The organism is Bradyrhizobium sp. BRP56 (assembly GCF_020194035.1).
Lineage (GTDB): Bacteria > Pseudomonadota > Alphaproteobacteria > Rhizobiales > Xanthobacteraceae > Bradyrhizobium > Bradyrhizobium australafricanum.
Window position 1 is genome coordinate 26,096 of sequence record NZ_JADYVV010000072.1, and the last position, 24,735, is coordinate 50,830.

The 24,735-nt window shown below is 64.6% G+C and carries 23 protein-coding genes and 1 pseudogene; 8 read left to right on the plus strand and 16 right to left on the minus strand.

Annotated elements, in window-relative coordinates:
- Nucleotides 1-73: 73 nt before the first annotated feature.
- Together I6F38_RS35420 and I6F38_RS35425 are read right to left on the minus strand one after the other, a co-directional pair.
- Nucleotides 74-853, minus strand: coding sequence for an NYN domain-containing protein (locus I6F38_RS35420; protein ID WP_225163695.1), 780 nt, complete (start codon nucleotides 851-853; stop codon nucleotides 74-76).
- A 148-nt stretch (nucleotides 854-1,001) separates the two neighbouring features.
- Nucleotides 1,002-1,409 (minus strand): hypothetical protein, encoded by a 408-nt coding sequence (locus I6F38_RS35425; protein WP_225163696.1) that lies wholly within the window; start codon nucleotides 1,407-1,409, stop codon nucleotides 1,002-1,004.
- Nucleotides 1,410-1,774: 365 nt separating this feature from the next.
- On the opposite strand from I6F38_RS35425, the gene I6F38_RS35430 reads away from it, so the two are divergent.
- On the plus strand, nucleotides 1,775-3,187 hold the full coding sequence (locus tag I6F38_RS35430) for an MFS transporter (RefSeq protein WP_225163697.1): 1,413 nt from the start codon (nucleotides 1,775-1,777) through the stop codon (nucleotides 3,185-3,187).
- Nucleotides 3,188-3,293: 106 nt separating this feature from the next.
- A complete protein-coding gene (locus tag I6F38_RS35435) occupies nucleotides 3,294-4,052 on the plus strand; it encodes a GntR family transcriptional regulator (RefSeq protein WP_225163698.1) in 759 nt (252 codons plus the stop codon).
- A 6-nt stretch (nucleotides 4,053-4,058) separates the two neighbouring features.
- Here I6F38_RS35435 and I6F38_RS35440 read toward each other — a convergent pair whose 3' ends face one another.
- The 6 genes from I6F38_RS35440 to I6F38_RS35465 all read right to left on the minus strand — a co-directional run bounded on the left by I6F38_RS35440 (nucleotide 4,059) and on the right by I6F38_RS35465 (nucleotide 9,272).
- The gene (locus tag I6F38_RS35440; protein ID WP_225163699.1) at nucleotides 4,059-5,168 is read right to left on the minus strand and encodes a Zn-dependent alcohol dehydrogenase; all 1,110 of its coding nucleotides are present in this window, start codon (nucleotides 5,166-5,168) and stop codon (nucleotides 4,059-4,061) included.
- Nucleotides 5,169-5,203: 35 nt separating this feature from the next.
- On the minus strand, nucleotides 5,204-5,512 hold the full coding sequence (locus I6F38_RS35445; protein ID WP_225163700.1) for a DUF6166 domain-containing protein: 309 nt from the start codon (nucleotides 5,510-5,512) through the stop codon (nucleotides 5,204-5,206).
- A 40-nt stretch (nucleotides 5,513-5,552) separates the two neighbouring features.
- Nucleotides 5,553-5,750 carry a hypothetical protein gene (locus tag I6F38_RS35450; RefSeq protein ID WP_024579640.1) on the minus strand — a complete coding sequence of 66 codons (198 nt, stop codon included), beginning with the start codon at nucleotides 5,748-5,750 and terminating at the stop codon, nucleotides 5,553-5,555.
- A gap of 12 nt (nucleotides 5,751-5,762) precedes the next feature.
- The gene (locus I6F38_RS35455; protein ID WP_225163701.1) at nucleotides 5,763-6,140 is read right to left on the minus strand and encodes a DUF4175 domain-containing protein; all 378 of its coding nucleotides are present in this window, start codon (nucleotides 6,138-6,140) and stop codon (nucleotides 5,763-5,765) included.
- Nucleotides 6,127-6,924: a sterol desaturase family protein gene (locus I6F38_RS35460; protein WP_225163702.1), complete on the minus strand. Its 798-nt coding sequence runs from the start codon at nucleotides 6,922-6,924 to the stop codon at nucleotides 6,127-6,129. The genes I6F38_RS35455 and I6F38_RS35460 overlap by 14 nt, the downstream gene beginning before the upstream one ends.
- 218 nt (nucleotides 6,925-7,142) lie before the next feature.
- On the minus strand, nucleotides 7,143-9,272 hold the full coding sequence (locus I6F38_RS35465) for an acetate--CoA ligase family protein (protein WP_225163703.1): 2,130 nt from the start codon (nucleotides 9,270-9,272) through the stop codon (nucleotides 7,143-7,145).
- Nucleotides 9,273-9,489: 217 nt separating this feature from the next.
- On the opposite strand from I6F38_RS35465, the gene I6F38_RS35470 reads away from it, so the two are divergent.
- The 3 genes from I6F38_RS35470 (at nucleotide 9,490) to frc (ending at nucleotide 13,343) form a co-directional block, all read left to right on the plus strand.
- On the plus strand, nucleotides 9,490-10,185 hold the full coding sequence (locus I6F38_RS35470) for a GntR family transcriptional regulator (protein WP_050387017.1): 696 nt from the start codon (nucleotides 9,490-9,492) through the stop codon (nucleotides 10,183-10,185).
- Nucleotides 10,186-10,274: 89 nt separating this feature from the next.
- Complete coding sequence (gene oxc / locus I6F38_RS35475) at nucleotides 10,275-12,008, plus strand: oxalyl-CoA decarboxylase (RefSeq protein ID WP_092080113.1); 1,734 nt, start codon at nucleotides 10,275-10,277, stop codon at nucleotides 12,006-12,008.
- Nucleotides 12,009-12,065: 57 nt separating this feature from the next.
- Nucleotides 12,066-13,343: a formyl-CoA transferase gene (gene frc / locus I6F38_RS35480; protein ID WP_225163704.1), complete on the plus strand. Its 1,278-nt coding sequence runs from the start codon at nucleotides 12,066-12,068 to the stop codon at nucleotides 13,341-13,343.
- A gap of 116 nt (nucleotides 13,344-13,459) precedes the next feature.
- Here the strand turns inward: frc and I6F38_RS35485 are convergent, their stop codons facing one another.
- From I6F38_RS35485 to I6F38_RS35515, 7 genes are all read right to left on the minus strand, one after another.
- Nucleotides 13,460-14,098: a NapC/NirT family cytochrome c gene (locus I6F38_RS35485; protein ID WP_225163705.1), complete on the minus strand. Its 639-nt coding sequence runs from the start codon at nucleotides 14,096-14,098 to the stop codon at nucleotides 13,460-13,462.
- Entirely contained in the window at nucleotides 14,095-14,565 is a 471-nt protein-coding gene (locus I6F38_RS35490) for a nitrate reductase cytochrome c-type subunit (RefSeq protein ID WP_225163706.1), read from the minus strand. Before I6F38_RS35490 ends, I6F38_RS35485 begins: the two co-directional genes overlap by 4 nt.
- Nucleotides 14,562-17,075, minus strand: a complete 2,514-nt coding sequence (napA, locus tag I6F38_RS35495) for a nitrate reductase catalytic subunit NapA (RefSeq protein ID WP_225163707.1) — start codon at nucleotides 17,073-17,075, stop codon at nucleotides 14,562-14,564. Before napA ends, I6F38_RS35490 begins: the two co-directional genes overlap by 4 nt.
- Before the next feature lie 18 nt (nucleotides 17,076-17,093).
- The gene (locus I6F38_RS35500) at nucleotides 17,094-17,414 is read right to left on the minus strand and encodes a chaperone NapD (RefSeq protein WP_225163714.1); all 321 of its coding nucleotides are present in this window, start codon (nucleotides 17,412-17,414) and stop codon (nucleotides 17,094-17,096) included.
- A gap of 11 nt (nucleotides 17,415-17,425) precedes the next feature.
- Nucleotides 17,426-17,611, minus strand: coding sequence for a periplasmic nitrate reductase, NapE protein (gene napE, locus I6F38_RS35505; RefSeq protein ID WP_225163708.1), 186 nt, complete (start codon nucleotides 17,609-17,611; stop codon nucleotides 17,426-17,428).
- A 182-nt stretch (nucleotides 17,612-17,793) separates the two neighbouring features.
- On the minus strand, nucleotides 17,794-18,036 hold the full coding sequence (locus I6F38_RS35510; protein ID WP_026192543.1) for a helix-turn-helix transcriptional regulator: 243 nt from the start codon (nucleotides 18,034-18,036) through the stop codon (nucleotides 17,794-17,796).
- Between the two features lie 11 nt (nucleotides 18,037-18,047).
- Entirely contained in the window at nucleotides 18,048-18,605 is a 558-nt protein-coding gene (locus tag I6F38_RS35515; RefSeq protein ID WP_159109482.1) for a DUF2975 domain-containing protein, read from the minus strand.
- Between the two features lie 132 nt (nucleotides 18,606-18,737).
- Here I6F38_RS35515 and I6F38_RS35520 point away from each other — a divergent pair, with 132 nt between their 5' ends.
- The gene (locus I6F38_RS35520) at nucleotides 18,738-19,244 is read left to right on the plus strand and encodes a DUF2147 domain-containing protein (protein ID WP_225163709.1); all 507 of its coding nucleotides are present in this window, start codon (nucleotides 18,738-18,740) and stop codon (nucleotides 19,242-19,244) included.
- A gap of 15 nt (nucleotides 19,245-19,259) precedes the next feature.
- Here I6F38_RS35520 and I6F38_RS35525 read toward each other — a convergent pair whose 3' ends face one another.
- Nucleotides 19,260-20,057, minus strand: coding sequence for a helix-turn-helix transcriptional regulator (locus tag I6F38_RS35525; RefSeq protein WP_225163710.1), 798 nt, complete (start codon nucleotides 20,055-20,057; stop codon nucleotides 19,260-19,262).
- A 268-nt stretch (nucleotides 20,058-20,325) separates the two neighbouring features.
- Between I6F38_RS35525 and I6F38_RS35530 the strand changes: the two genes are divergently transcribed.
- A complete protein-coding gene (locus I6F38_RS35530) occupies nucleotides 20,326-23,733 on the plus strand; it encodes an autotransporter domain-containing protein (protein WP_225163711.1) in 3,408 nt (1,135 codons plus the stop codon).
- Nucleotides 23,734-24,058: 325 nt separating this feature from the next.
- Nucleotides 24,059-24,735: pseudogene (locus tag I6F38_RS44100) on the plus strand (hypothetical protein); the annotation flags it as partial.

Below are 24,735 nucleotides of genomic sequence, written 5' to 3' on the forward strand. Positions count from 1 at the left end.
ACAACCTTCGAAGCAGCATTCATCCTGGGTTCAGATTCAGAGATCGTTCAGAACAGAGCGCGCTGTGCGCCGTTCATTCCGGCGGCTTTTGATCGGCTCGCCGTCGCGGAGCTCGCCGTCTCGGCGGCGGTGCAGCCGCTAGCTTGATGCGGATTCGCATCGTCCCGCCCTTCGACTCGATCTCGAAGGCGTTGGTCCTGCGCACCAGCTCGCCGAGGGTGCGGAAGCCATAGGTCCTCTGATCGAAATCCGACGCGAAATTGGCCAGCTGCCGTCCGACCTCGCCAAGCGTGACCCAGCCGTCCTCGCTCGCCATCTGGCTGATGACCTTCTTGATGATCGGCGTGGCGGCCTCGGGCGGCTGCAACGGCTGGGCCCGCACGGCGGCATCCTGATTGCTCGGCGCGCCGCCGCGCAGATTCTCGGTATAGACGAACCGGCGGCAGGCCTGCCGAAAACTCTCCGGCGTCTTCTGCTCGCCGAACCCGAACACGTCGATGCCGTGCTCGCGGATGCGGGCGGCAAGCCGAGTGAAATCGCTGTCCGACGACACCAGGCAGAAGCCATCGAACCGGCCGCTGTGCAGCAGGTCCATGGCGTCGATCACCAAGGTGATGTCGGATGCATTCTTCCCGGTCGTATAGGCGAATTGCTGCTGCGGGATAATGGCGTGCTTCGACAGGATGTCGGCCCAGCCCTTGGACCTGGGATTGGAGAAGTCGCCGTAGATGCGGCGCACGCTGGCCTCGCCGATCTTCGCGATCTCCTCGAACAGCCCATCAGCGATCTTTGCAGATGCGTTGTCGGCGTCGATCAGGACAGCCAGACGCGGCGAACGGAGTTCGGAAGGCATGGCATTTCTCGGCTGGGACAGGATGAATGGACAATTCCGCAGACAGCTGCGGAACCGGCGCAGCTGCCGTATCGGAGCACATCGCGCGTCCCAAGCATAGGCGGCATCGCCAAGACGTCGCGGCGATGGCGGCCTTGAGGCGGCGAGGTCAGATCACCTCGCCCAAGTCGATCGCCCGCCTGGCGAACTCGATGGCCTTCTCGGCGGTGATCGCGTCCGCGGTGGTCGTCGCCTCGTCGCGCACCGACGGCGGCGAAGCGATCCGGATCTTCTTGCCGTTCGAACGGCGGATGGTCGCGCGCCAGCGATCGACATCGCGCCGGTAGGCATCGATGACAAAATCCCGATAGGCGACACCGCTCATCAGTGGCTGAATCGATGCCGCTTCGACAGTGGGCGGCCGGCTTGCGATGTCGCGCACCATCTCGACAATCGTCTCGACGGCATGCTCACGCGTGACGCCGGTCGCGTCCCTGAGCAGATAGCTCACCGCCGCGCCGATCTGCGCCCTCGCGCGATCGTCGCTCGCAAAACCCAAATCGGCCTGAACTGACATATGGGGAAAACGCCTCCGCCCGACGCAACATCGGATACCTCCAGGCATCCGGCACCTTGTAACCACGTGACGTTTAGTCGGCTCCCCATTAAAGCCGGATTATCCGTTAGCCCCCGATTTCTCGGATGCCGTTAACCGGCTCTTGATGCCGCTTCGCAGGATGCCCGACGCGGCAGGGATGGTCGACCGGATCACGGAAGGACCGCGCTACGCGCCGATGTGTTCGCGGCCCCGTCCGGTGCGGCAGCCCGGTTCGCACCGCCAATTTGCGCGTGATCAGCAATTGACATATCACTGCTATCCGTGTGACATTTTATTAAAGGGGGCCGACAAGAGCCCATCAATCTCTACTTGGGGAGGCAGCAATGACCATTTCCGACGTCACCGCAGCAGCCGGAAGCCGGGCTCCGACCGCCGTTGCGCGAACCGCGCAGGCGCAGCAGGTCGCCGATATCGCGGCGCGGCTCGAACGCCTGCCGCTGACCTCCTATCAGCGCTGGATCTTCGGAATCATCGCGACCGCGTGGTTTTTCGACAGCATGGACCTGGCCGCGCTGACCTTTGTGCTCGGCTCGATCCGCCAGACCTTCGGCCTGTCGACGGCGGAAGCCGGGCTGCTGTCCAGCATGAGCTTCCTTGGCATGTTCGTGGGCGCCGCGTCCGCCGGCCTGCTCGCCGACCGTTTCGGCCGCGCCCGCGTCTTCCAGGTCAGCATGATCTTCTGGGGCTTGGGCAGCCTGTGCTGCGGTCTGTCCACCACGGCGACCGCGCTCGGTGCATCCCGCCTGCTGCTCGGCTTCGGCATGGGCATGGAGTTTCCGGTCGCGCAGTCGATGGTCTCGGAGATCATGCCGGCGCGCAACCGCGGCCGCTACATCGCGTTCCTCGAAGGATTCTGGCCGCTCGGCTTCATCGCGTCGGGCTTGTTGACCTACTTCGTGCTGCAGGTCGCCGACTGGCGCTGGGTCTTCATCCTGCAGGCAATCCCGGCCGTGTTCGTGCTGGTGGTGCGCCGCTTCGTTCCGGAATCGCCGCGCTGGCTTGCGTCCCACGGTTATTCGGAGCGGGCCGAAGCGACCGTGCGCGACATCGAATCCAGGGTCCGCGACCGTCTCGGCGGCAAGGAGCTGCCGCCGGTGGTGCGCCAGGTGGCTGCCCCCGTCTCCGAAGTGACCGGCCTGAGAACGCTGTTTTCGGGCATCTACGCCAAGCGGACCACGATGTTGTGGACCCTGTGGTTCTTCGCGCTGCTCGGCTTCTACGGCCTGACCACGTGGCTCGGCGCGCTGCTGCAGGCCAAGGGCTTCCCGATCACCAAATCGGTGTTCTACACCATCCTGATCTCGCTCGCGGGGATCCCCGGCTTCCTGGTCTCGGCGTGGCTCGTCGAATCCTGGGGCCGCAAGGCGACGCTGGTGATGAACCTGCTCTGCGGCGCGATCGCCTGCCATTTCTACGGCTCGGCGGCGGACCAGACCCAGCTCATCATTGCCGGCCTCTGCATGCAATTCTTCCTGTTCGGCATGTGGTCGGCGCTCTACGCCTATACGCCCGAACTGTACCCGACCCATGTCCGCGCGACCGGAACGGGCTTTGCCTCCGCGGTCGGCCGAATCGGTTCGCTGATCGGCCCCTATGTGATCGGCGTGATCCTGCCGGCGGCCGGACAAGGCGGCGTGTTTGCGCTCGGCGCCGGCGCGTTCGTGGTGGCGGCGCTTGCGGTGCTGTTGCTCGGCGAGGAAACCCGCGGCCGGACGCTGGAAAGCATTTCGCACTGATGGGCGCGCGGCGCGCCGTCCGATTCGGCGCGGCGCCGATCGACCGGCCTTGTCATTGCCATCGGGCGTGTGAGATATCTGCTGTACAGCAGCACTCACGATCCTGATGGTAAATTCGAGCAAACGATCCAGCACGGTGCGCGTGCGCACAGCAGGAAGCCGCCGGCCGGCACGGCAATCGTCCGCCGCCGGCGACAAGCCGCGCGGTTCCGCGCCGGCCCCGCTCCCGCAAAGCGACGTCACGCTCACCGATCGCGCCTATGCCGAGCTGGAAGAGCTGATCGTGACGCTGCAACTGCCGCCGGGCACCGCGCTCTCCGAGCTCGTGCTCGCCAAGCGGCTCGACATCGGCCGAACCCCGATCCGCGAGGCCTTGCAGCGCCTGTCGCGCGACGGCCTCGTCAACATCCTGGCCCGCCGCGGCGTGCTGGTGTCCGAGATCGACCTCAGGGCCCAGCTGCGCCTGCTCGAAGTCCGGCGCGAGCTGGAACGGCTGATGGCGCGCGGCGCCGCCGAGCGCGCCACCAGCGAGCAGCGCACGCAGTTCTCGGAGATCGCCGCCGGCATGCGGCGCGCGGCGGAGAAATCCGACGATCTGCTGTTCATGCGGCTGGATCACCAGTTCAACACACTGATCTCCACGGCGTCGCGCAACGAGTTCGCCACCCGCGCGATGGGCCTGATGCATGGCCTGTCGCGCCGGTTCTGGTACCAGCATTACAAGGAAGCGGCCGATCTGCCGCTCGCGGCGCGGCTGCATGCCGACGTCGCCGAAGCCATCGCCGAGCGCCGCGTCGACGCCGCGGGCGCGGCCTCCGACAGCCTGATCGACTACATCGAAAGTTTTGCGCGTTCGACGCTGTGACGGCTCTCAGAGCTCGACGACCGTACGGATCGACCGTCCGCGCCGCAGCGCCTCGAAGCCGTCATTGATGCCGTCGAGGCTGCAGCTTCCGGTGATCAGTTCGTCGAGCTTGAGCCGGCCGTCGAGATAGGCCTGCGCCAGCAAGGGAAAGTCGCGCCGTGGCCGCGCACCGCCATAGCTCGAGCGGCGAAATCGCTTCTCGCCCATCAACGCGCCCCAGCGAAAACTCACGTCCTGCGTGACGTCGATCTTGCCGAGCCAGATCACCTCGCCGCCCGGCCGCACCGCCTCCGCGGTCTGCCGAAACGCATTGGGATGGCCCGCCGCTTCGAGGATGACGTCGGCACCCCGGCCGCGCGTCGCCTGCTTTGCGAACTGGACCGGGTCCTCGCGGGCCGCGTTGACGACGTGCGTGGCGCCGAGCTGCCGCGCGAGGCCAAGCTTTGCATCATCGAGGTCGACCGCGATAACCGCACCTGCGCCGGCAAGCCGGGCGCCCTGCACCGCTGCCAGCCCGACCGCACCGCAGCCGGTGACCATCACGGTATCGTCGTGGCCGATGGCGGCGACGTTCAGCGCGGCGCCGACGCCGGTCATGACGCCGCAGCCGATCAGGCACGCGCGGTCGAACGGGATGTCGTTAGGCACGACGATCGCCTGCTGGGCCGGCAGCACGACATATTCCGAGAACGCGCCGAGGAACATCAGGTGCGCCAGGTTGCGGCCGTCCGCGAGCTGCGCCTTCGACGCGCCGTCGAAATGCACGCCTTCCGCGCCCCGCGCGAGATAGCTCTCGCACAGGATCGGCTGCGCACGGTCGCAGTGAAAGCAGTGCCCGCAATGCGGATTCCAGGACAGGATGACGTGATCGCCGACGCTGATGTCGCGCACCGCGCTGCCGATTTCCTCGACCACGCCGGCCGCCTCGTGCCCGAGGATCATCGGCAAGGGATAGCGCAACGATCCGTCGATCACCTCCAGATCGGTGTGGCAGAGCCCCGCGGCGCGCACCTTCACCACAACGTCGGTCGGCATCGGCTGCGCAAGCGATACGCGCTCGACGGAGAGCGGCGTTCCGCTTCGATGCAGCACCGCGGCGCGACAGGTCAGGGTCATCTCAAGAAATCTCTGCCGGGGACATCGGCACGGGCTCAGGCCGTCTGTCCGGAGCGCAGCGCCGCAACCGCTTCGTCGAGATCGGACGAGGAGAGCTCCCATTCATTGTCGAAATTGGCGACGACGCGCCGCATGAACGGCTTGTGCAGCGCTTTCGCGGCAGCGGCATCGTGCAGATGGTCATAGAGCAGCGCGAAGGCCAGTTGTGCCGGCTCGGGCCCTTCGTAGCTCCATTCAAACCCGTGCTCGGTGAGACGAAGCTGGTCGTAATGCGGTGACAGCGGCTTGCCGTCGACCAGCACCGAAATGCCGTCGATGGTGCGGTCCCCGGTATAGCTCGCCATCGGATCCTCCCTGTGCTGCAGCATCATATCAGGAGCTCGGTCAGGATCCCGGCGGACGCATCTTGAGGTCCTTCTTGACGACCTCGGGGAAGATCCACATCGCGACCGTGGCGAACACGCCGAGGAAGGCGACCGCATAGCTCGGTCCCTGCTGGCCCAGATAGACCATGAAAAAGTATCCGCAGGCCGCCGTGGCGAGGCACGCCAGCGACAGCATGAGTTTGATGTGGCTTGGCATCGAGACCTCCCTTCACGTCATCCAGTTGTGAAACGACGGCGCCGCCACGCGGACCAGCAGCGCGAGCGCTACGATCATGGCGCAACAGGACAGCCGCAATCCCGCCCGTCCGTCGCGCCACCATTCCGGCAGCGCCTGAAACAGCCCGGGCAAAAACAAGAACAGCACGCCGCCGACGACAACGATTGTGGTCCAGCGCAATTCGGCCAGCGCGAATGCCAGCGTGCCGGCGAGCAGCACCACCCATAGTGCGGTCGTCATCGTCACCGGCAGAACGGCGCGCCCGCGCAGCGGGTACATGCCGGCCAGTTGCAGGAAGCCGATGCAGCACACGCTCCACAGCAGGCCGAACCAGGTGAGGCCTGCGAGATTGGGTTCAAGCTGCGGCATGCGGCACCGATTGCTCCTTCGCCACGACCCGCGGCGTCCGCGTCGTGCGGCGCATGTCGGTCTTCACGTAGCGCGTGCTGTAGCCGTTGAAGATGTGGCCAAGCAGGCCGCGATTGAGGTCGGAGGTGCCGAACACATAGTCCATCACCGGGAAGGTCAGGTTCATGTTCCGCTCCATCATGATCGACTGGTTGTGATGGGCGGTATGATGCCGGCGAATGGTGTTGACGAACGGCATGTTGCGCACGAAGGCATTTTCCTCGACGTGGCAGCAGAAGTGCATGAACTCGTAGATCAGGTACATCGAGGTCGTCGTGGTGATCAGCAGCCAGCCGGTGTTGGCCGAGATCACAAGGCCCGCGACGATCGCCGGCAGGATCGACATCAGGGTAAACACCACCAGCGCATAGGGCGGAAAGAAAGTGACGCGCCAGTCGTGATGATCGGCAAAGCGCATCTCCTCCTCGGTGAAGAATTGATGGTGCATCAGCGTGTGGCGGCTGTAGACCGCGCGCAGCAAGGGCACATTCGAGGGCCGGTGCATGACGAAGCGGTGCACCGCCCATTCGAAGAAGTTTGCGATCAGGAAGACCACGGGAATGGTGAGGTATTCCCACCACCTCACGTCGTGCACATTGGCGAGATAGACGTACAGCGCCGTGAAGCCGATCGTGTAGATCAGCACGACATGCAGCCAGCCATTGTACCAGCCCACCACGCGCTCGCGATAGGTCGCGCGATATTTGCGCTGGCGGTCGGTCATCCCTGTTGCAGCCAACTCCATCGTGGGGTCCCTCCGTCTTGATCTGATATATCAGTAGCACATCAGATGCGAAAGGCAAGCTTCGCCAGCCGCGCGCGGGTCCGGAAAAGCAGATGGTGCGCGGAACCCGCTCAGGACCGATCACGAAAGCCTGGGAGGGTCTCGAGAACGGCCAATAAGAAAAAGGCCGCCCCGGATGATGTCCGGGGCGGCCTGTAGTATTCGACAGATTCAGAAGGTCAGAGCAGGCCCGCGCCGCGCGCCCACTTGTACTTGGCGCCGAGCACCTCGACCGGGAGTTCGGTCGAATAGGCGTAGGCCGGGATGCCGTTCTGGTAGAGATATTCGGCGGCTTCCTCGACCTCGACGTCGCCGGCGAGCGAGGCGACGATCGGCTTGACGAAGCCCTTGGCCTCCATCTCCTTCTTCACCTCGACCATGTTGCGCGCGAACACCATCGGCGGCGTCACGATGGTGTGCCAGTAGCCGAGGATCAGCGCGTGGATGCGCTCATCCGACAGGCCGAGCTTCACGGTGTTGACGTAGGTGATCGGCGGCTCGCCACCGGTGATATCCACAGGATTTCCGGCCGCGCCGAACGGCGGGATGAACTTGCGGAACGCCGCATCGAGATCCGGCGGCATCCGCATCAGCGACAGGCCGTTGTCGACCACGGAGTCGGAGAGCAGCACGCCGGAGCCGCCGGCGCCGGTGATGATCAGCACGTTCTCGCCCTTCGGCGTCGGCAGCACCGGCACGCCGCGGGCGAATTCGAGCAGCTGCCGCAGGCTGCGGGCGCGGATCACGCCCGACTGCTTGAACACGTCCTCGTAGATCTTGTCGTTGCCGGCGAGCGCGCCGGTATGCGACGAGGCCGCCTTCGCACCAGCCGAAGTGCGGCCGGCCTTGAGCACGACCACCGGCTTCGTCTTGGAGACACGCTTGGCGGCCTCCGCGAAGGCGCGGCCGTCCTTCAGGTCCTCGCAGTGCTGCGCGATCAGGTTGGTGTTGGGATCCTGCTCGAAGAAGGCGAGCAGATCGTCCTCGTCGATGTCGGACTTGTTGCCGAGGCCGACGATCGCCGAAACGCCCATCTTGGCCGAGCGCGAGAAGCCGATGATCGCCATGCCGATGCCGCCCGACTGCGACGACAGCGCGGCGTGGCCCTTGACGTCATAGGCGGTGCAGAACGTGGCGCACAGATTGGCCGGCGTATAATAGAAGCCGTAGATGTTCGGCCCCATCAGGCGGATATTGTACTTCTTGCCGACCTCGACGATCTCGGCCTGCAATTCCGGCGCGCCGGCCTCGGCAAAGCCCGAGGGAATCAGCACCGCGCCGGGGATTTTCTTCTCGCCGCATTCGGCGAGCGCGCCGGCGACGAATTTCGCCGGGATCGCGAACACCGCCGTGTCGATCACGCCGGGCACGTCCTTGACGCTCTTGTAGGCCTTGTAGCCGAGGATCTCGTCGGCCTTGGGGTGGATCGGATAGATCTCGCCCTTGTAGCCGCCGTTGATGAGGTTCTTCATCACGGAGTTGCCGATCTTGCCGTCCTCGGCGGAGGCGCCGATCACAGCAACGCCCTTCGGCTGCATGATTCGGTTCATCGCGGCGACGATCTCTTCGGTCGGACGCGGCGCCGGGCGCGGCTTGTAGTTGAAGTCGACGACGATGCGGACGTCGGCCGCGATCGCGTTCTTGCTGGTGGCGAACACCGGGTTGAGGTCGAGCTCGACGATCTCGGGGAAATCGCTGACCAGCTGCGACACCTTGACGATGACGTCGGCGAGCGCCTCGCGATTGACCGGATCGCCGCCGCGCACGCCCTTCAGCATCTCATGCGCCTGGATGCCGTCGAGCATCGACAGCGCATCGTCCTTGGTCGCGGGCGCGAGGCGGAAGGTGATGTCCTTGAGGATCTCGACCAGCACCCCGCCGAGACCGAAGGCGACCAGCTTGCCGAACGATCCGTCGGTGATCGAGCCGACGATCACCTCGGTGCCGCCACCCAGCATCTGCTGGACCTGGATGCCCTCGATCTTGGCGTCGGCCTTGTACTTCCTGGCGTTGGCGAGAATCGTCTCGTAGCTCTTCTCGGCCTCGGCGGCGCTCTTGACGCCGACCACCACGCCGCCGGCCTCGGTCTTGTGGAGGATATCGGGCGAGACGATCTTCATCACGACCGGGAAGCCCATGTCGGAGGCGATGCGGGCGGCCTCGGCCGCCGACTTGGCGACACCCTCTTTCGGCACCGGAATGCCGTAGGCGTCGCACACCACCTTGCCTTCAGGCGCGGTGAGGCTCGTGCGCTTGTCGGCCTTGACCGCATCGAGAATTTTGCGGACCGCATCCTTCGAATTTGACATTGGCTTCCTCCTGGGACAGATTTCGTGGCATTTGGTATGCCAAAAACGCAATTGTCAAGGTCGGTCGAGGTCCAAAAAGATCGAAAAATATAGGCAGCTTGACATTCTGGTATTTGGCATGCCAAAAATCTAAGGTAATTTCTTCTGCTAAGAAGACGTCTCCAAGAGGAGGAGACGAGTCGTGCCAGAACCGAAACAGACCAAGGCGTCGCCCACCATGGCTGACACAGATATCGCCATCGTCCGGATCGCGCCGGAGACGAGCTTCAAGAACAAGGCCTATGAAGCCTTGAAGGAAGCGATCCTGAAGATGGACATCTACGCGACGCCGGAGCCGGTGATGCTCGACGAGCGCGCACTGTCCGAGCGCCTCGGCGTCAGCCGCACGCCGATCCGCGAAGCGATCGCGATGCTCGAGCAGGACGGATTCGTGAAAACCGTGCCGCGCCGCGGCATCGTCGTGGTCCGCCGCACCAAGGCGGAGATCGTCGACATGATCCGCGCCTGGGCGGCGCTGGAGAGCATGGCGGCGCGCCTGATCACGACCACCGCGCGCAAGAAGGACATCTCGGCGCTGCGCGACTTCTTCAAGGACTTCAGCGACGATCGCCTGCCGCAGGATCACGTCGAGGAATATTCCAAGGCCAACATCGCCTTCCACCAGGCGCTGATCTCGCTGTCGGAATCGCCTGTTCTGGTCGACCTCACCAATGACCTGCTGCTGCATGTGCGCGGCTATCGCCAGCTTACGATCGGCCGCAAGGACCGCACCGCGACCTCGCTGCCCGAGCATCTCGGGATCATCGAGGCGCTGGAAGCGCGCGACACCGAGCTCGCCGAGAAGCGCGCACGCGACCACACGCTTGGGCTTGCGGCCTATGTCGAGGCGCACGGCCAAGAGTTATTCACGTAGAGAACCGTTCACTTAAGTTTGAGAGTCCACACCCGCTTCAGACGACAATCAGATCGTCCGAACAAAGAACGATCAGGGAGACGATGCCGATGCTGAACACCGCTACGAAGTCCGAGGCACCGGGCACCGAGCAAGAACTGACCGATGGCTTCCATCTCGTCATCGATGCGCTCAAGCTCAACGGCATCGACACCATCTATGGTGTGCCGGGTATCCCGATCACGGACCTGGGCCGCATGGCCCAGGCGGCGGGCATTCGTGTGCTCTCGTTCCGCCACGAGCAGAATGCCGGCTATGCGGCTTCGATCGCCGGCTTCCTGACCAAGCGGCCCGGCGTCTGCCTCACGGTGTCCGCGCCCGGCTTCCTCAACGGCCTCACCGCGCTCGCCCACGCCACCACCAACTGCTTCCCGATGATCCTGGTCTCGGGCTCGTCCGAGCGCGAGATCGTCGACCTGCAGCAGGGAGACTATGAAGAGATGGACCAGCTCGCGATCGCCAAGCCGCTGTGCAAGGCCGCGTTCCGCGTACTGCACGCCCAGGACATCGGCATCGGCCTCGCGCGCGCGATCCGCGCCGCGGTGTCGGGCCGTCCGGGCGGCGTCTATCTCGACCTGCCCGCAAAGCTGTTCTCGCAGGTGATGAACGCCGACGCCGGTCAGAAGTCGCTGGTCAAGGTGATCGACGCCGCGCCCGAGCAGATCCCCTCCCCGTCTTCGGTCAAGCGCGCGCTGGACGTCCTGAAGAGCGCAAAACGCCCGCTGATCATCCTCGGCAAGGGCGCGGCCTACGCGCAGGCCGACGAGGCGATCAAGAATTTCGTCGAGAAGAGCGGCGTGCCGTTCCTGCCGATGAGCATGGCCAAGGGCCTGTTGCCCGATCTGCATCCGCAATGCGCCGGTGCGGCGCGCTCGACGGTGCTGAAGGAAGCCGACGTCGTGATGCTGATCGGCGCCCGCCTCAACTGGCTGCTCTCGCATGGCAAGGGCAAGACCTGGGGTGAAGCCCCGAAGAAGTTCATCCAGGTCGACATCGAGCCGAAGGAAATGGATTCCAACGTCGAGATCGTCGCCCCCGTGGTCGGCGATATCGGCTCCTGCGTGTCGGCATTCCTCGACGCCATGGGCGCGAACTGGACCGCGGCGCCGTCCGACTGGCTTTCGACCATCGCCAAGAAGCGCGACGACAACGTCGCCAAGATGGCGCCGAAGCTGATGAGCAACGCTTCGCCGATGGATTACCACGGCGCGCTCGGCGCGCTGCGCGCCATCATCGCGGAACGTCCGGACACCATCTTCGTCAACGAAGGCGCCAACACGCTCGACCTCGCCCGCGGCGTCGTCGACATGCACAAGCCGCGCAAGCGGCTCGACGTCGGCACCTGGGGCGTGATGGGCATCGGCATGGGCTATTCGATCGCCGCTGCGGTCGAGACCGGCCTGCCCGTGCTCGCGGTCGAAGGCGACAGCGCGTTCGGGTTCTCGGGCATGGAGGTCGAGACCATCTGCCGCTACAAGCTGCCGATCTGCGTCGTGATCTTCAACAATGACGGCATCTATCGCGGCACCGACGTCAACAGCGCCGGCGACGATCCGGCGACCACCGTGTTCGTCAAGGGCTCGCGCTACGACAAGATGATGGAAGCCTTCGGCGGCGTCGGCGTCAACGCCACCTCGCCGGACGAGTTGAAGCGCGCCGTCAATGCGGCGCTGGATTCCGGCAAGCCGACGCTGATCAACGCGGTGATCGATCCGGCGGCGGGCTCGGAGAGCGGCCGCATCGGCAACCTCAATCCGCAAAGCGTTCTGCAGAAGAAGAAGTAACCCCTAACCCATCACTCCCTGCGGGTGCAGGGGCATATAGAGTACGGAGCAAACATTATGACCAAGGCGCTGAAGGGCGTTCGCATTCTCGATTTCACCCACGTCCAGTCGGGTCCGACCTGCACGCAATTGCTGGCCTGGTTCGGCGCCGACGTGATCAAGGTCGAGCGTCCCGGCGTCGGCGACATCACGCGCGGCCAGCTGCAGGACATCCCGAACGTGGACAGCCTGTATTTCACCATGCTGAATCACAACAAGCGCTCGATCACGCTCGACACCAAGAACCCGAAGGGCAAGGAAGTGTTGACCGCGCTGATCAAGCAGTGCGACGTGCTGGTCGAAAACTTCGGCCCCGGCGTGCTCGATCGCATGGGCTTCCCCTGGGAGAAGATCCAGGCCATCAACCCGAAGATGATCGTCGCCTCGATCAAGGGCTTCGGCCCGGGCCCGTATGAAGACTGCAAGGTCTACGAGAACGTCGCGCAGTGCACCGGCGGTGCCGCCTCGACCACCGGCTTCCGCGACGGCCTGCCGCTGGTCACCGGCGCGCAGATCGGCGACAGCGGCACCGGGTTGCATCTCGCACTCGGCATCGTCACCGCGCTGTACCATCGCACCCACTCCGGCAAGGGCCAGCGCGTCACCGCCGCGATGCAGGACGGCGTGCTCAACCTTGCCCGCGTCAAGCTGCGCGACCAGCAGCGCCTCGCCCACGGTCCGCTGAAGGAATACAGCCAGTTCGGCGAAGGCATTCCGTTCGGCGATGCCGTGCCGCGCGCCGGCAACGATTCCGGCGGCGGCCAGCCCGGCCGCATCCTGAAGTGCAAGGGCTGGGAGACCGACCCGAACGCCTACATCTACTTCATCACCCAGGCCCCGGTCTGGGAGAAGATCTGCGACGTGATCGGCGAGCCGACCTGGAAGACCGATCCGAACTACGCCAAGCCGCCGGCCCGCCTGCCGCGCCTCAACGAGATCTTCGCCCGCATCGAGCGGTGGACGATGACCAAGACCAAGTTCGAGGCGATGGAGATCCTCAACAAGGACGACATCCCGTGCGGTCCGATCCTGTCGATGAAGGAGATCGCCGAAGACCAGTCGCTGCGCGCGACCGGCACCGTGGTCGAGGTCGATCACCCGACCCGCGGCAAGTACGTCTCGGTCGGCAACCCGATCAAGCTGTCGGATTCGCCGAGCGACGTTCAGCGCTCGCCGCTGCTCGGCGAGCACACCGACGAGATCCTGCGCGAGGTGCTCGGCTTCTCCGATCACCAGGTCGCCGAGATCCACGACTCCGGCGCGCTCGACCCGCCGCGCAAGCAGGCGGCCGAGTAAGGGTCGCACTCAAGCAGAAACACGAATGGCCGCGGGCAACCGCGGCCATTTTCGTTCCGGCCGGTCGTCAGTTCCGCCGTCGTGGCGAGATCAAGGTCCCCGGCGAAAGTCGGCGCTCATTGCCAGCCTGGAACTCCACGCATGTCGGGTAAGTGATGTGCAATGCCCTTGTGGCAATCGATGCAGGTCTTCTCGCCGGTAAACAGGAAGCGCTGGTGCGCCACCGACGCGCGCGGTGACTGCTTGGTGATATCCATCGATTCCGCGCTGTGACAGTTGCGGCATTCGAGTGAATCGTTGGCCTTGAAACGCGCCCACTCATGCAGCGCGAGCTCGAGCCGCTTGTCGACAAACTTGTCGCGGGTGTCGATGACACCGAACAGGTGGCCCCACACCTCCTTGGAGGCCTGCATCTTGCGTGCGATCTTGTCGGTCCAGTTGTGCGGAACGTGACAGTCCGGGCAGGTGGCGCGGACGCCGGAGCGATTGGTGAAATGGATGGTCGACTTCAGTTCCGCAAACACGTTTTCGCGCATCTCGTGGCAGCCGGTGCAGAATTTCTCGGTGTTGGTCAATTCGAGCGCGGTATTGAACCCGCCCCAGAAAATCACCCCGGCGACGAAGCCCGCGATCACCAGCACGCCGAGCCCAAACACCGTGCTCGGCCGCACCAGCACGTCCCACAGCTCGCGCGCGAAGGCCCATGCGCGTCGGAAGAGCCCCTCCTTCGAGGCTTGGGGGTCGGCCGCCTTCATCGACGGCCGCCCGGACCCGCGCGGCTCAGCATGGTGTCGATGTCGACGAAGTCGTTGCTGATGGGCGGATTGCTCACGCTCTGCGGTACGTGACATTCAGTGCAGAAAAAACGGCGCGGCGAGATCGACGCAAGAAACTGGCCGTCGCGATCCATGAAATGAGTAATCGAGACCATCGGCGCCTGCGACTCGCCGGTGCGGGCGCGCGCGTGACAGGACAGGCATTTGTTGCTGTTCAGATCGATCTGGTAGCCGTCGATCGAATGCGGAATCACCGGCGGCTGCTCGGGATAGTTCCTGACCTCCCGCTCGGACGTGTTGCGCGTCGGCATCATCGGCGGAGCCGGGCCTTCATTATCGAGCGGCGTCGGCCCCCGCAGCCCGGAATCGAGCGATTGCGCCGCCAATGTGCCGGTGCCGGCCCCTATCGCCAGGACGAGCAGAACGACGCGCAGGTCCCTGATCATGACGGCAGCACCTTCTCGATGCGCACGGCGCATTTCTTGAAATCGGTCTGCAGCGAAAGCGGATCGGTGGCGTCGAGCGTCACCTTGTTGATCAGCTTCGACTCGTCGAACCAGGGGACGAACACCAGACCTCGCGGCGGCCGGTCGCGGCCGCGGGTCTCCAGCCGCGCCCGGATGAACCCGCGGCGAGAGATCACCTTGACCTCGTCACCGCGTCGCAGCTTGGCCTCCTGCGCATCATCCGGATGCATGAAGCAGACGGCCTCGGGAAACGCGCGATAGAGTTCGGGCACGCGGCGGGTCATGGTGCCGGAGTGCCAATGCTCCAGCACCCGGCCGGTGGAAAGCCACAAGGGGTATTCGCTATCGGGCGATTCCGCCGGCGGTTCGTAGGGAAGCGCAAAGATGCGCGCCTTGCCATCGGCAAAACCGTAGAACTGCACGCCTCTGCCCTGCCCGACATACGGATCCGAGCCCTCGCGGAAGCGCCACTTCGTCTCCTTGCCGTTCACGACGGGCCAGCGCAGCCCGCGCTCGCCGTGATAGGCATCGAACGGCGCGAGATCGTGGCCGTGTCCGCGGCCGAAGCTGGCGTATTCCTCGAACAGCCCTTTCTGGACATAGAAGCCGAACGCCTTCGATTCGTCGTTGGCGTAGCCCGACGCGATGTCGGAGACTGGAAACTTGTCGACCTGGCCGTTGCGATACAGCACGTCGAACAGCGTCTTGCCACGATACTCCGGCTTCTTCGCCAGCAACTCTTCCGGCCAGACCTCCTCGATCTTGAAACGCTTGGAAAATTCCATCAGTTGCCAGAGGTCGGAACGCGACTCGCCCGGCGCGGTGACGAGCTGGTGCCAGAACTGGGTGCGCCGCTCGGCATTGCCGTAGGCGCCTTCCTTTTCCACCCACATCGCGGTCGGCAAGATCAGGTCGGCGCCGAGCGCGGTGACGGTCGGATAGACTTCCGAAACGACGATGAAATTGTCGGGGTTGCGGAAACCGGGATAGGTTTCCTCGTTGATGTTGGGACCGGCCTGCAGATTGTTGTTGACCTGCACCCAGTAGGCGTTGAGCAGACCGTCCTTCAGCATCCGGCTTTGCAACACCGCGTGATAGCCCGGCTTGTCCGGAATCGTGCCTTCCGGCAGCTTCCAGATCTCCTCCGCCTTGTCGCGATGCGCCTTGTTGGTGACGACCATGTCTGCCGGGAGGCGGTGCGAGAAGGTCCCCACCTCGCGTGCGGTACCGCAGGCCGAGGGCTGCCCGGTTAGCGAAAACGGGCTGTTGCCGGGCTCCGCGATCTTCCCGGTCAGAAGGTGAAGATTATAGACCAGATTGTTGCACCAGACGCCGCGGGTGTGCTGGTTGAAACCCATGGTCCAAAAGCTGACAACCTTGGTCTTCGGGTCGGCGTAGAGCTCGGCCAGCGCCTCCAGGCGATTGAGCGGAACGCCCGACATCTTCGCCGCCTTTTCCAACGTGTAGTCGGCGAGGAATTTGACGTAGTCGTCATAGCTCATATCGGTGGCATCGTTGGCCTTGGCCGCGCCCGTCGCCTTCTTCTGCAGCGGATGATCGGGTCTCAGGCCGTAGCCGATGTCGGTCTGGCCGCGCTTGAACACGGTATGCGCGGTGACGAAATCCTTGTTCACGCGCCCGGTCTTGATGATGTGATTGGCGATCGCATTGAGGATGTAGAGATCGGAGTGCGGCGTGAACACGATCCCGATGTCGGCAAGGTCGAACGATCGGTGCTCGAAGGTCGAAAGCACGGCGACCCGCACATGCGCCGCCGAAAGCCTGCGGTCGGTCACCCGCGTCCACAGAATCGGGTGCATCTCCGCCATGTTGGAGCCCCACAACACGAAGGCATCGGTGGCCTCGATGTCGTCGTAGCAGCCGGCCGGTTCGTCCATGCCGAAGGTGCGCATCATGCCGACCACGGCTGAGGCCATGCAGTGGCGCGCGTTGGGATCGATGTTGTTGGAGCGAAAGCCGGCCTTGAACAGTTTTGAAGCCGCATAGCCCTCCCAGACCGTCCATTGGCCGGAGCCGAACATGCCGATGCCGCTCGGCCCGCGCTGCTTCAGCGCCGCCTTGAACTTCTCGGCCATGATGTCGAACGCCTCGTCCCACGAGACCGGGGTGAAGTCTCCGTTCTTGTCGTACTTGCCGTTCGTCTTGCGCAGCATCGGCTGCGTCAGGCGATCGTGGCCGTACATGATTTTGGAGAGGAAGTAGCCCTTCACGCAGTTGAGGCCGCGATTTACCTCGGCCTTGATATCGCCGTGGGTGGCAACGACGCGATTGTCCTTGGTTGCCACCATGACGCTGCAGCCGGTGCCGCAGAAGCGGCAGGGAGCCTTGTTCCAGTCGAGTTCGCTGGCATCACGGTCAGTGACGAGGTTTGCCGCGACCGACGCAACTGGCATTCCGCCGGCCGCAGCGGCGATCGCGGCGGCCTCCAGCTTCAGCATCTGGCGGCGGTCGAGCTTGGTTTCGGTCATGGCTTGCCTCCCGGCACTTCAGCAGACGTCGATGGCGTGAAACACCAGCGAGGCGGAATGGACGTGCGGTAACAGAGCGATCGTGTTCAACGTCGCGCCGAGCGCACCGGCATCGGGTGCATCGACCACCACGACGAGCTTGCCTCTGGGGTCGCGGCCGAAAATCTCGCAGCCGGAAACGGCGAGGATGTCGGCTTCGACCGCATCAAGGCTCTCGGGGCGGGCCTGCACCAGGATGCTGGCGATCTCGCCCCCCGGGGGCGCCACGACGCGCTCCGCTGTCAAGGCGCGGCCGGTAATCAACATACGGCGATTGATCGCGGTCTTGCGCACAACGATGTCTCTCCCTGTCAGTGCGGTGGGGGCGGACCGGGAGGGCCGGCCACCATTTGGTAGATCCAGATCGCGAGTCCGTATGACCCCACAGTCGCGACCGCGAGCCCCGGCATCAGGATGGCGGTCAGGAACAGGAAGGCGAAGATTTCCATTCGCGTTCGGCGACGCCGTGCATCTGCGTCGCCGTCTGCGACCGCCATGATCGTGTCTCTCGCTTGGGACGTTGGGGGGACGGCATCCGGGCCGCTGCCTTGGACATCAACCTAAGTAGCGGCGGTGAGCGGACATTGATTCAGATCAATGTGCGGTGCGACGGCCTCACGCAGCAAACATATCTCGGGCGAGCGAGACGACTCTACGTGGTAATCAATCGCACGCCGGATCAACCACCCTCGCCGCTCTCGCCGTCACCGCCCTCGTCGCCCGGCACATATTCCAGGATATCGCCCGGCCGGCAGTCCAGCTCGCGGCAGATTGCCGACAGCGTCGAGAAGCGCATCGCCTTCGCCTTGCCGGTCTTCAGGATCGACAGGTTCTGGATCGAAATGCCGATCGCGTCCGCGAGGTCTCCGAGGCGGCGCTTGCGCTTTGCGAGCATGACATCGAGGTTCACCACGATGGGCACAAGCATCACCCTCAGATCGTCAGATCGTTTTCGGACTGCAACAGGATGGCCTGCTCGATCACGAATTTCAGCGCCATCAGGAACACGCCGCCTGCGACGGTGCCGACGTCGACGCCGTAGCTCGGCAGGAAGAACTTGATGTCGCCAAGCTGATACAGCGCATAGGTCACCGCGATGGTCGTGATCGTATCCACAAACGGCCAGACCACCAGGAAGATCCCCATCCACCAGACACCCTGCAGCGTTTCGGACACGAAGATCCGTCCGTTGGCGAATCGGTTCACCATGCGATGTAGGATGCCGATCAGCACGGCGTAAAACGATACCCCAAGCGCGAACAGCGACCAGAACAGCACCTGGCCCTTGGCGGACATGGTGAGCGGGTTGGCGACGATGCTGGCGCACTTCGCCTGCTCGCCGATCAGGCTCTCGGCGATCGTCGCCGACGCCGTGGTGGTGCGGTAATAGGCCAGCCACAGCACCACCGGCAACGCCGCCCAGATCAACCAGAACGCCCGATCGAGCCTGCGAAACCAGAGCTGGCGCTGCTCACGAACCGATTTCCCCATCGCACCCATCCAAAAAATTCTTTGCCAAAAGCCGGTACGGCCGAATTGCATCATGCCTAGGCAATGTCATTGACTCAACCTTAAACGTGATTTATTTCATGTTTATCATGAAATTTTTCATGAAGAAGGTGGATGATGACGGTATTCCCAGACCAAAACGGCCTGCGCAAGGCCCTGAAGCAATTGATCCACGCTCACCTCACGCGCCGCCTGATCGTGGCCGCGTTCCACATCCCGCTGCTCGGCAGTCCCGCCGATGCCGCCAAGGCGATCGACAAGGCCACCGATCCGGCCGGCGTCTGGCTGACCCAATCCGGCGACGCCAGGATCAAGGTCCAGCGCTGCGGCAGCGCGCTGTGCGGCCGCGTCGTCTGGTTGAAGGAGCCGACAGACAAGGCCACCGGCAAGCCGCAGCTCGACGACAAGAATGCCGATCGCGCGCAGCGCACCCGACCGGTCATAGGCATGTCGCTGTTCATCAACATGCAGCCCGCCGGCCCGAACAAATGGGCCGGCCGGATCTACAACGCCGACGACGGCAAGACCTATGAGAGCTCGGTGACGCTGGTCTCGCCGGGCACGCTGAACGTTCGCGGCTGCATGGGAAGGCCGCCGCATTTGGGCGGCCTTCTTTTATGAACTCGCCGCCCGCCCTCAGCCTTCCACGCCGAGCTTCCACAGCGGCGGCAGATCGGCGAAGGGCGGCGTGGTGTGGGCGATGACGATCGCGGCGCGCCGGCTGTCGGAATCGATCTTGCTGTTGATCGCCTTGACGTGCGCCTTCACGGCATCGAGCCCGACGCCGAGGATAGCAGCGATCTCCTCGTTCGACTTGCCCTGGGCGATCCACGACGCCACCTCGACCTGGCGCGGCGTCAGCGCGGGAAATGCCAGACGCAGGCGGTCGCTCGGTGTCAGCGCCGCCAGCGTTCGCTCCTGCGCCTGGCGGTAGCCGCGTAGGATGTGCGGACGAAAACCCTGCATCCGGTCGCGCTCCTCGTCGCTGAACGCCGGCCGTCCCACCACGCGATGCCCGACAACGGTGACCACATAACCGGCGTGCTCGAACGCGATCCCCATGATCCGCCGCGCCCCCGACGGCAGGAACACCTCCTTGGCAATCGGCAGCTCGACGAATTCCTCGTCGCTGAAGAAATCCGACTCGCGCAGCGCGCGTTCGCCATAGAACGCCGGATCGTGCTGCCAGAACGGATGCGAGTGCATGTGCTTCGCAAACGCCTGCATGCCGCGGGCACGAACCTCCGGATCGTCGCCGACCGAAATCAACGACCGGAAATCCCAGCTCGGACGATGGAACTCGGTGAAGCTCACCACCTCCGCATCGACCAGGCGGCCGACGCCGGCGAACAGCACACCAGGCAGCGTGTGCAGGTTGGACTCGGATTCGTAGAGACGAATGATTTCGTCGTCGAGTGTGCTGTCCCGTTGCATGGGATTCTGATCGACCAGGTTTGATTTGATTTTTTGGCGATCGCTGCAACGTCACGACGTGCCCACATGTTGCAGCAAAGCCTCGCTCGCCGTCTTATCGTTCGTGCGCGCGTTGGTATACCCCTTAGGGTAATGGCCAGATCGCATTCGAATACGGAATCTCTGCGCTGTGTCGAGTCCGACACATCGCGCGACGTCGTCTGGGGCAGCAACACGCATGGCCCGGCGAAAGTTGCAACAATTCGAGCTACTATCGGGACTGAATGCGGTGACCCCATTGGAAGACGCAGCGGAACGTCCCGCTGTAGGACAGCTCGAAGATACACGTAACGGTTGCTTTGAAGCGAGACTGCGCGCGCAGCACCAGCAAGCATTATTCCGCGGCGCGCTGCTGGGCACGACATCGCTGGTCGCGCTCGCGCTGCTCACGGTAACGCCGGTACCGTCCCATGCGGCGGACATCGTCTGGACCGGCGCCAACTCGTCGACCTGGACCGACCCGACCAACTGGCTCCCGAACACCCTTCCGGCCTCCGCCAACAATGCGGTGATCGACACCACCTCGCCGCATGCCACGACGATCGCGGGGACCGCGGGGCAGGCCACTAACCTCTATATCGGCCAAAACGCCATCGGCGAGCTGACGATCAGCGGCGGTGGCACGATGAACAACGTCAATGGCTTCATCGGAAACAATGCCGGTTCGAACGGCACCGTGACGGTCGATGGCTTCGGCTCGGTGTGGTTCAGTGTCGGTGTCAATGTCGGCGTAGCCGGCACCGGCACGCTGACGATCCAGAACGGCGGCACCGTGGCCGGTACCAACGGCCTGATCGGGTCTTTGCCCGGCTCGAGCGGGACTGCAACGGTCACCGGACCCAACTCGTCCTGGAACATGACTGACGATCTCGCTGTCGGCGCAAACGGAACCGGTGCGCTGACAATCAAGGCTGGCGGCACCGTGAGCGATCGCAACGGCCGCCTCGGCTTTGTCCCCGGTTCGAGCGGCACCGTCACCGTCACCGGCCCCGGCTCGTCCTGGACCAACTCCGCCGAACTCTATATCGGCACCGCCGGCACCGGCACGCTGAACATCGAGAACCGCGGCGTCGTGAGCAACGGCGCCAGCTCAAATGCCTACCTTGGCTATATCTTCGGATCCAACGGCAACGTAACCGTCGATGGCGCCGGTTCATCGCTTCTCGTCGGCAAGGAGCTTCATGTCGGCTATGTCGGCACCGGCGTCCTCAACATCCAGAACGGCGGCGCGGTCAGCAACGACACGACCTTCATCGGCTCCAATGTGGGCTCCAACGGCAACGTTGTCGTCACCGGCACCGGTTCGTCGCTGAGCAGCGCTGACTTCCTGTATGTCGGCTACTCCGGCACCGGCACGCTCGACATTCAAAATGGCGCCACGGTCACCACCGCCCCCAGCGCGACTCGCGGGATTGCCGGTATCGGCGTCGTTGCAGGCTCGAACGGCACGGTGACGATCGACGGCGCCGGGTCGTCCTGGACCCATGGCGGCATTCTCAATGTCGGAGGTGGCGGCACCGGCACGCTGACCATCCGGAACGGCGCAGTGGCCAGCATGATCGGCAGCGACATCGGCTTCCTCGCCGGCTCGAAAGGCACGGCCACGGTCACCGGCTCCGGCTCGTCCTGGACCAACAGCTTCGCCCTGTTTGTCGGCGATGCCGGCAGCGGCACGCTGACGATCCAGAACGACGGCATCGTAACGACGCCGCTTTTTGGTGTTGCCAATCAGGCCGGCTCGACCGGCACCGTCAACATCGGCGCCGGGCTCGGTCAGGCCGCCGCGGCGCCGGGCACGTTGAACACGCCGACCGTCACGTTCGGCGCCGGCACCGGCAGCATCGTCTTCAACCACACGTCTGCGAACTACAGCTTCGACCCGGCCATATCAGGCGCAGGGTCGGTGCTGGTGGAGGCCGGCAAGACCATCCTGACCGCAAACAGCACCTACACCGGCACCACCACGGTCGACGGCGGCACGCTCAGCGTCAACGGCTCGATTGCGTCCTCGTCCCTCACCTCAGTCAACGCGGGCGGCACGCTCGGCGGCAACGGCACCGTCGGCAACCTCACCATTGCCAGCGGCGGCACCGTGGCGCCGGGCAATTCGATCGGCATGCTGAACGTCTCGGGCAATGTCAGCTTCGCGGCCGGCTCGATCTATCAGGTCGAAGCCAATGCCGCCGGCCAGTCCGACAGGATCGTCGCCACCGGCAAGGCGACACTCGGCGGCGGCAGCGTGCTAGCGCTGGCGCAGAACGGCACCTATGCGCCGCAAACCACCTACACCATCCTCACCGCGAACAGCGGCGTCACCGGCAGCTTTGCCGATGTCACCAGCAGCCTTACCTTCCTGAACCCGTCGCTGACCTATGATCCGAGCAATGTGTATCTGACCTTGGCGCGCAACAGCACGACCTTCCCCGACGTCGCGCAGACGCCGAACCAGCTCGCGGTGTCGAACGCACTCGAAGCGAGCGCGCAGACCAGCCCGTTGGTGGTCAGCATCCTCAATCAGAACGCCGCCGGCGCACGGCAGGCGTTCGATGCGCTGTCGGGCGAGTTGCATGCCAGCACACAGACCGCAATGCTCGACGATTCACGCTATTTGCGCGACGCTGTGCTCGGCCGGTTGCGGCAATCCGCGTTTGCCGGCGATGCAGGGCCGATGGCCGCGCTCAGCGCCGGCGGTCCGCAGCTGGCGGCGATGGATTCGATGGCGGCCTCCTCCGCCCTCGCCTATGCCGGCGCGAGCCGTCCCGGCTTCCCGATCAAGGCGCCGCCGCTCGCCGCGCCCGCGCGGATTCCCGACACCGCATTCTGGGCCCAGGGCGTCGGCGCCTGGGGCCGCTTCGGCGGCGACGGCAATGCGAGCGGCATGACGCGCGACCTCGCCGGGTTCTTCAGCGGCGTCGATCATCGCTTTGCGCCGAACTGGATCGCCGGCATCGCCGGCGGCTACACCAATTCCTCGTTGCGCATCGGCGACCGCACGAGCTCGGCCAACATCGACACCGCGCATCTCGCTGGCTATGTCGGCGCGACCTACGGCGCGCTCAGCCTGCGCGGCGGCGCCGGCGCCAGCTTCAGCACGCTCGACACCAGCCGCTCGATCATCTTCCCGGATTTCTTCGACACCACGCGTGCGCGTTACAACGCCACGTCAGCACAGGTGTTCGGCGAGGTCGGTTACGGCTTCAACCTCGGCAAGGTCGCGCTCGAGCCGTTCGCCGGCCTCGCCTGGGCGCATCTCGACACCGACAGCTTCAACGAGACCGGCGGCAGCGCGGCGCTGTTCGGCGGCCGCAGCAACCAGGACGTCGGCTATTCCACTGTCGGCGCGCGCTTCGCCGGCAATCTTGCGCTCGGCAACGGCATGTGGCTGACGCCGCGCGCCTCGGTCGCCTGGCAATACGCGTTCGGCGATGTCTCGCCGACCGCGGCGCTCGCGTTCCAGAGCACCGGCGCAAGCTTCACGGTGAACGGCGTGCCGCTCGCGCGCAACGCGGCGCTGGTGGAAGGCGGGCTCGACCTGCGCATCACCGCACAGGCAACCGTCGGCATCTCCTATGTCGGACAGCTTGCCGATCGCGTGCAGGATCATTCGGTGAAGGGCAGCTTCAGCTGGAAGTTCTAACGACGGTTTTGAGTTCGTCGCGAAAGCCGAACAGTTGCAACCATCGCTCTTCCCGCTAGCGGGAAGAGCAGCAGCTTTGATTCGATTTTGCGCGCAATTCGCGGCGATTGCGGACCGCTCTGTTGCAGCTATGCCTCGCTTGGCGACTGATCGTACGCGCGCACGTTGATGTACCCTTTCGGGTAGTGGCCAGATTGTGGTCCATTGCGGAATCTGTCGACGGTGTCGACTCCGACACATCGCGCGACATCATCAGGGCCTGGCACGCGCAGGCCCGATGAAAACGGCGACATCTTAAGTCTGGCAAGGCTGGAATGCGGTGACAATGCGGGAATACGCGGCGAAGGATTTCGCTGTAGGACAGTTCGGTGGCGCGCAGACCGCCCGTCTCGATCCGAAGTCGCGCGCGAGATATCTTCGCACCCTCGCCACGGTCTCGCCGCTTGCGCTGATCCTCGGCACGGCCGGCCTGACATTGCCGGCTCACGCCCAGGCGGCCTGCACGGCCGACACCACGGCGTGCAGCGCAGCCGGTGGTCCCAACTCCGGCGGGCGTGGCGGCTTCGGCGGCAACGGCAATGGCGTCGGCGGCAACAGCACCAACCTGGTGGGCGCCGACACCGTGCAAGTGCCTGGCAGCCCCAGCAGCGGCGGCACCGGCGGGATCGGCGGTGCGGGAGAGAACGCTGGAGGAAACGGCGGCGCGCCGGGCTCGGCACTAACCGGAACGGCTGTCGTGACGACACCAACCACCGGCGTGACCGGCGACACCGGACCGGACGGGTTTCATTTTGGGTCCGGCGGCGGCGGCGGCGGCACCGGGGTGTATTTTTCGGGCACATCCCTGACCGTCAATGGCGGAGTGACAGTCAACGCCGGTAACGGCGGTGCTGGCGGAAATTCTCCCGGCGCCGGTGGCGGTGGTGGCGGCGGCGGCGGTGGCGCCGGCGTGGTCTCCACCGCAGCTGGCGCCTTCGTCTCGAATGCGGGGACGATCACGGG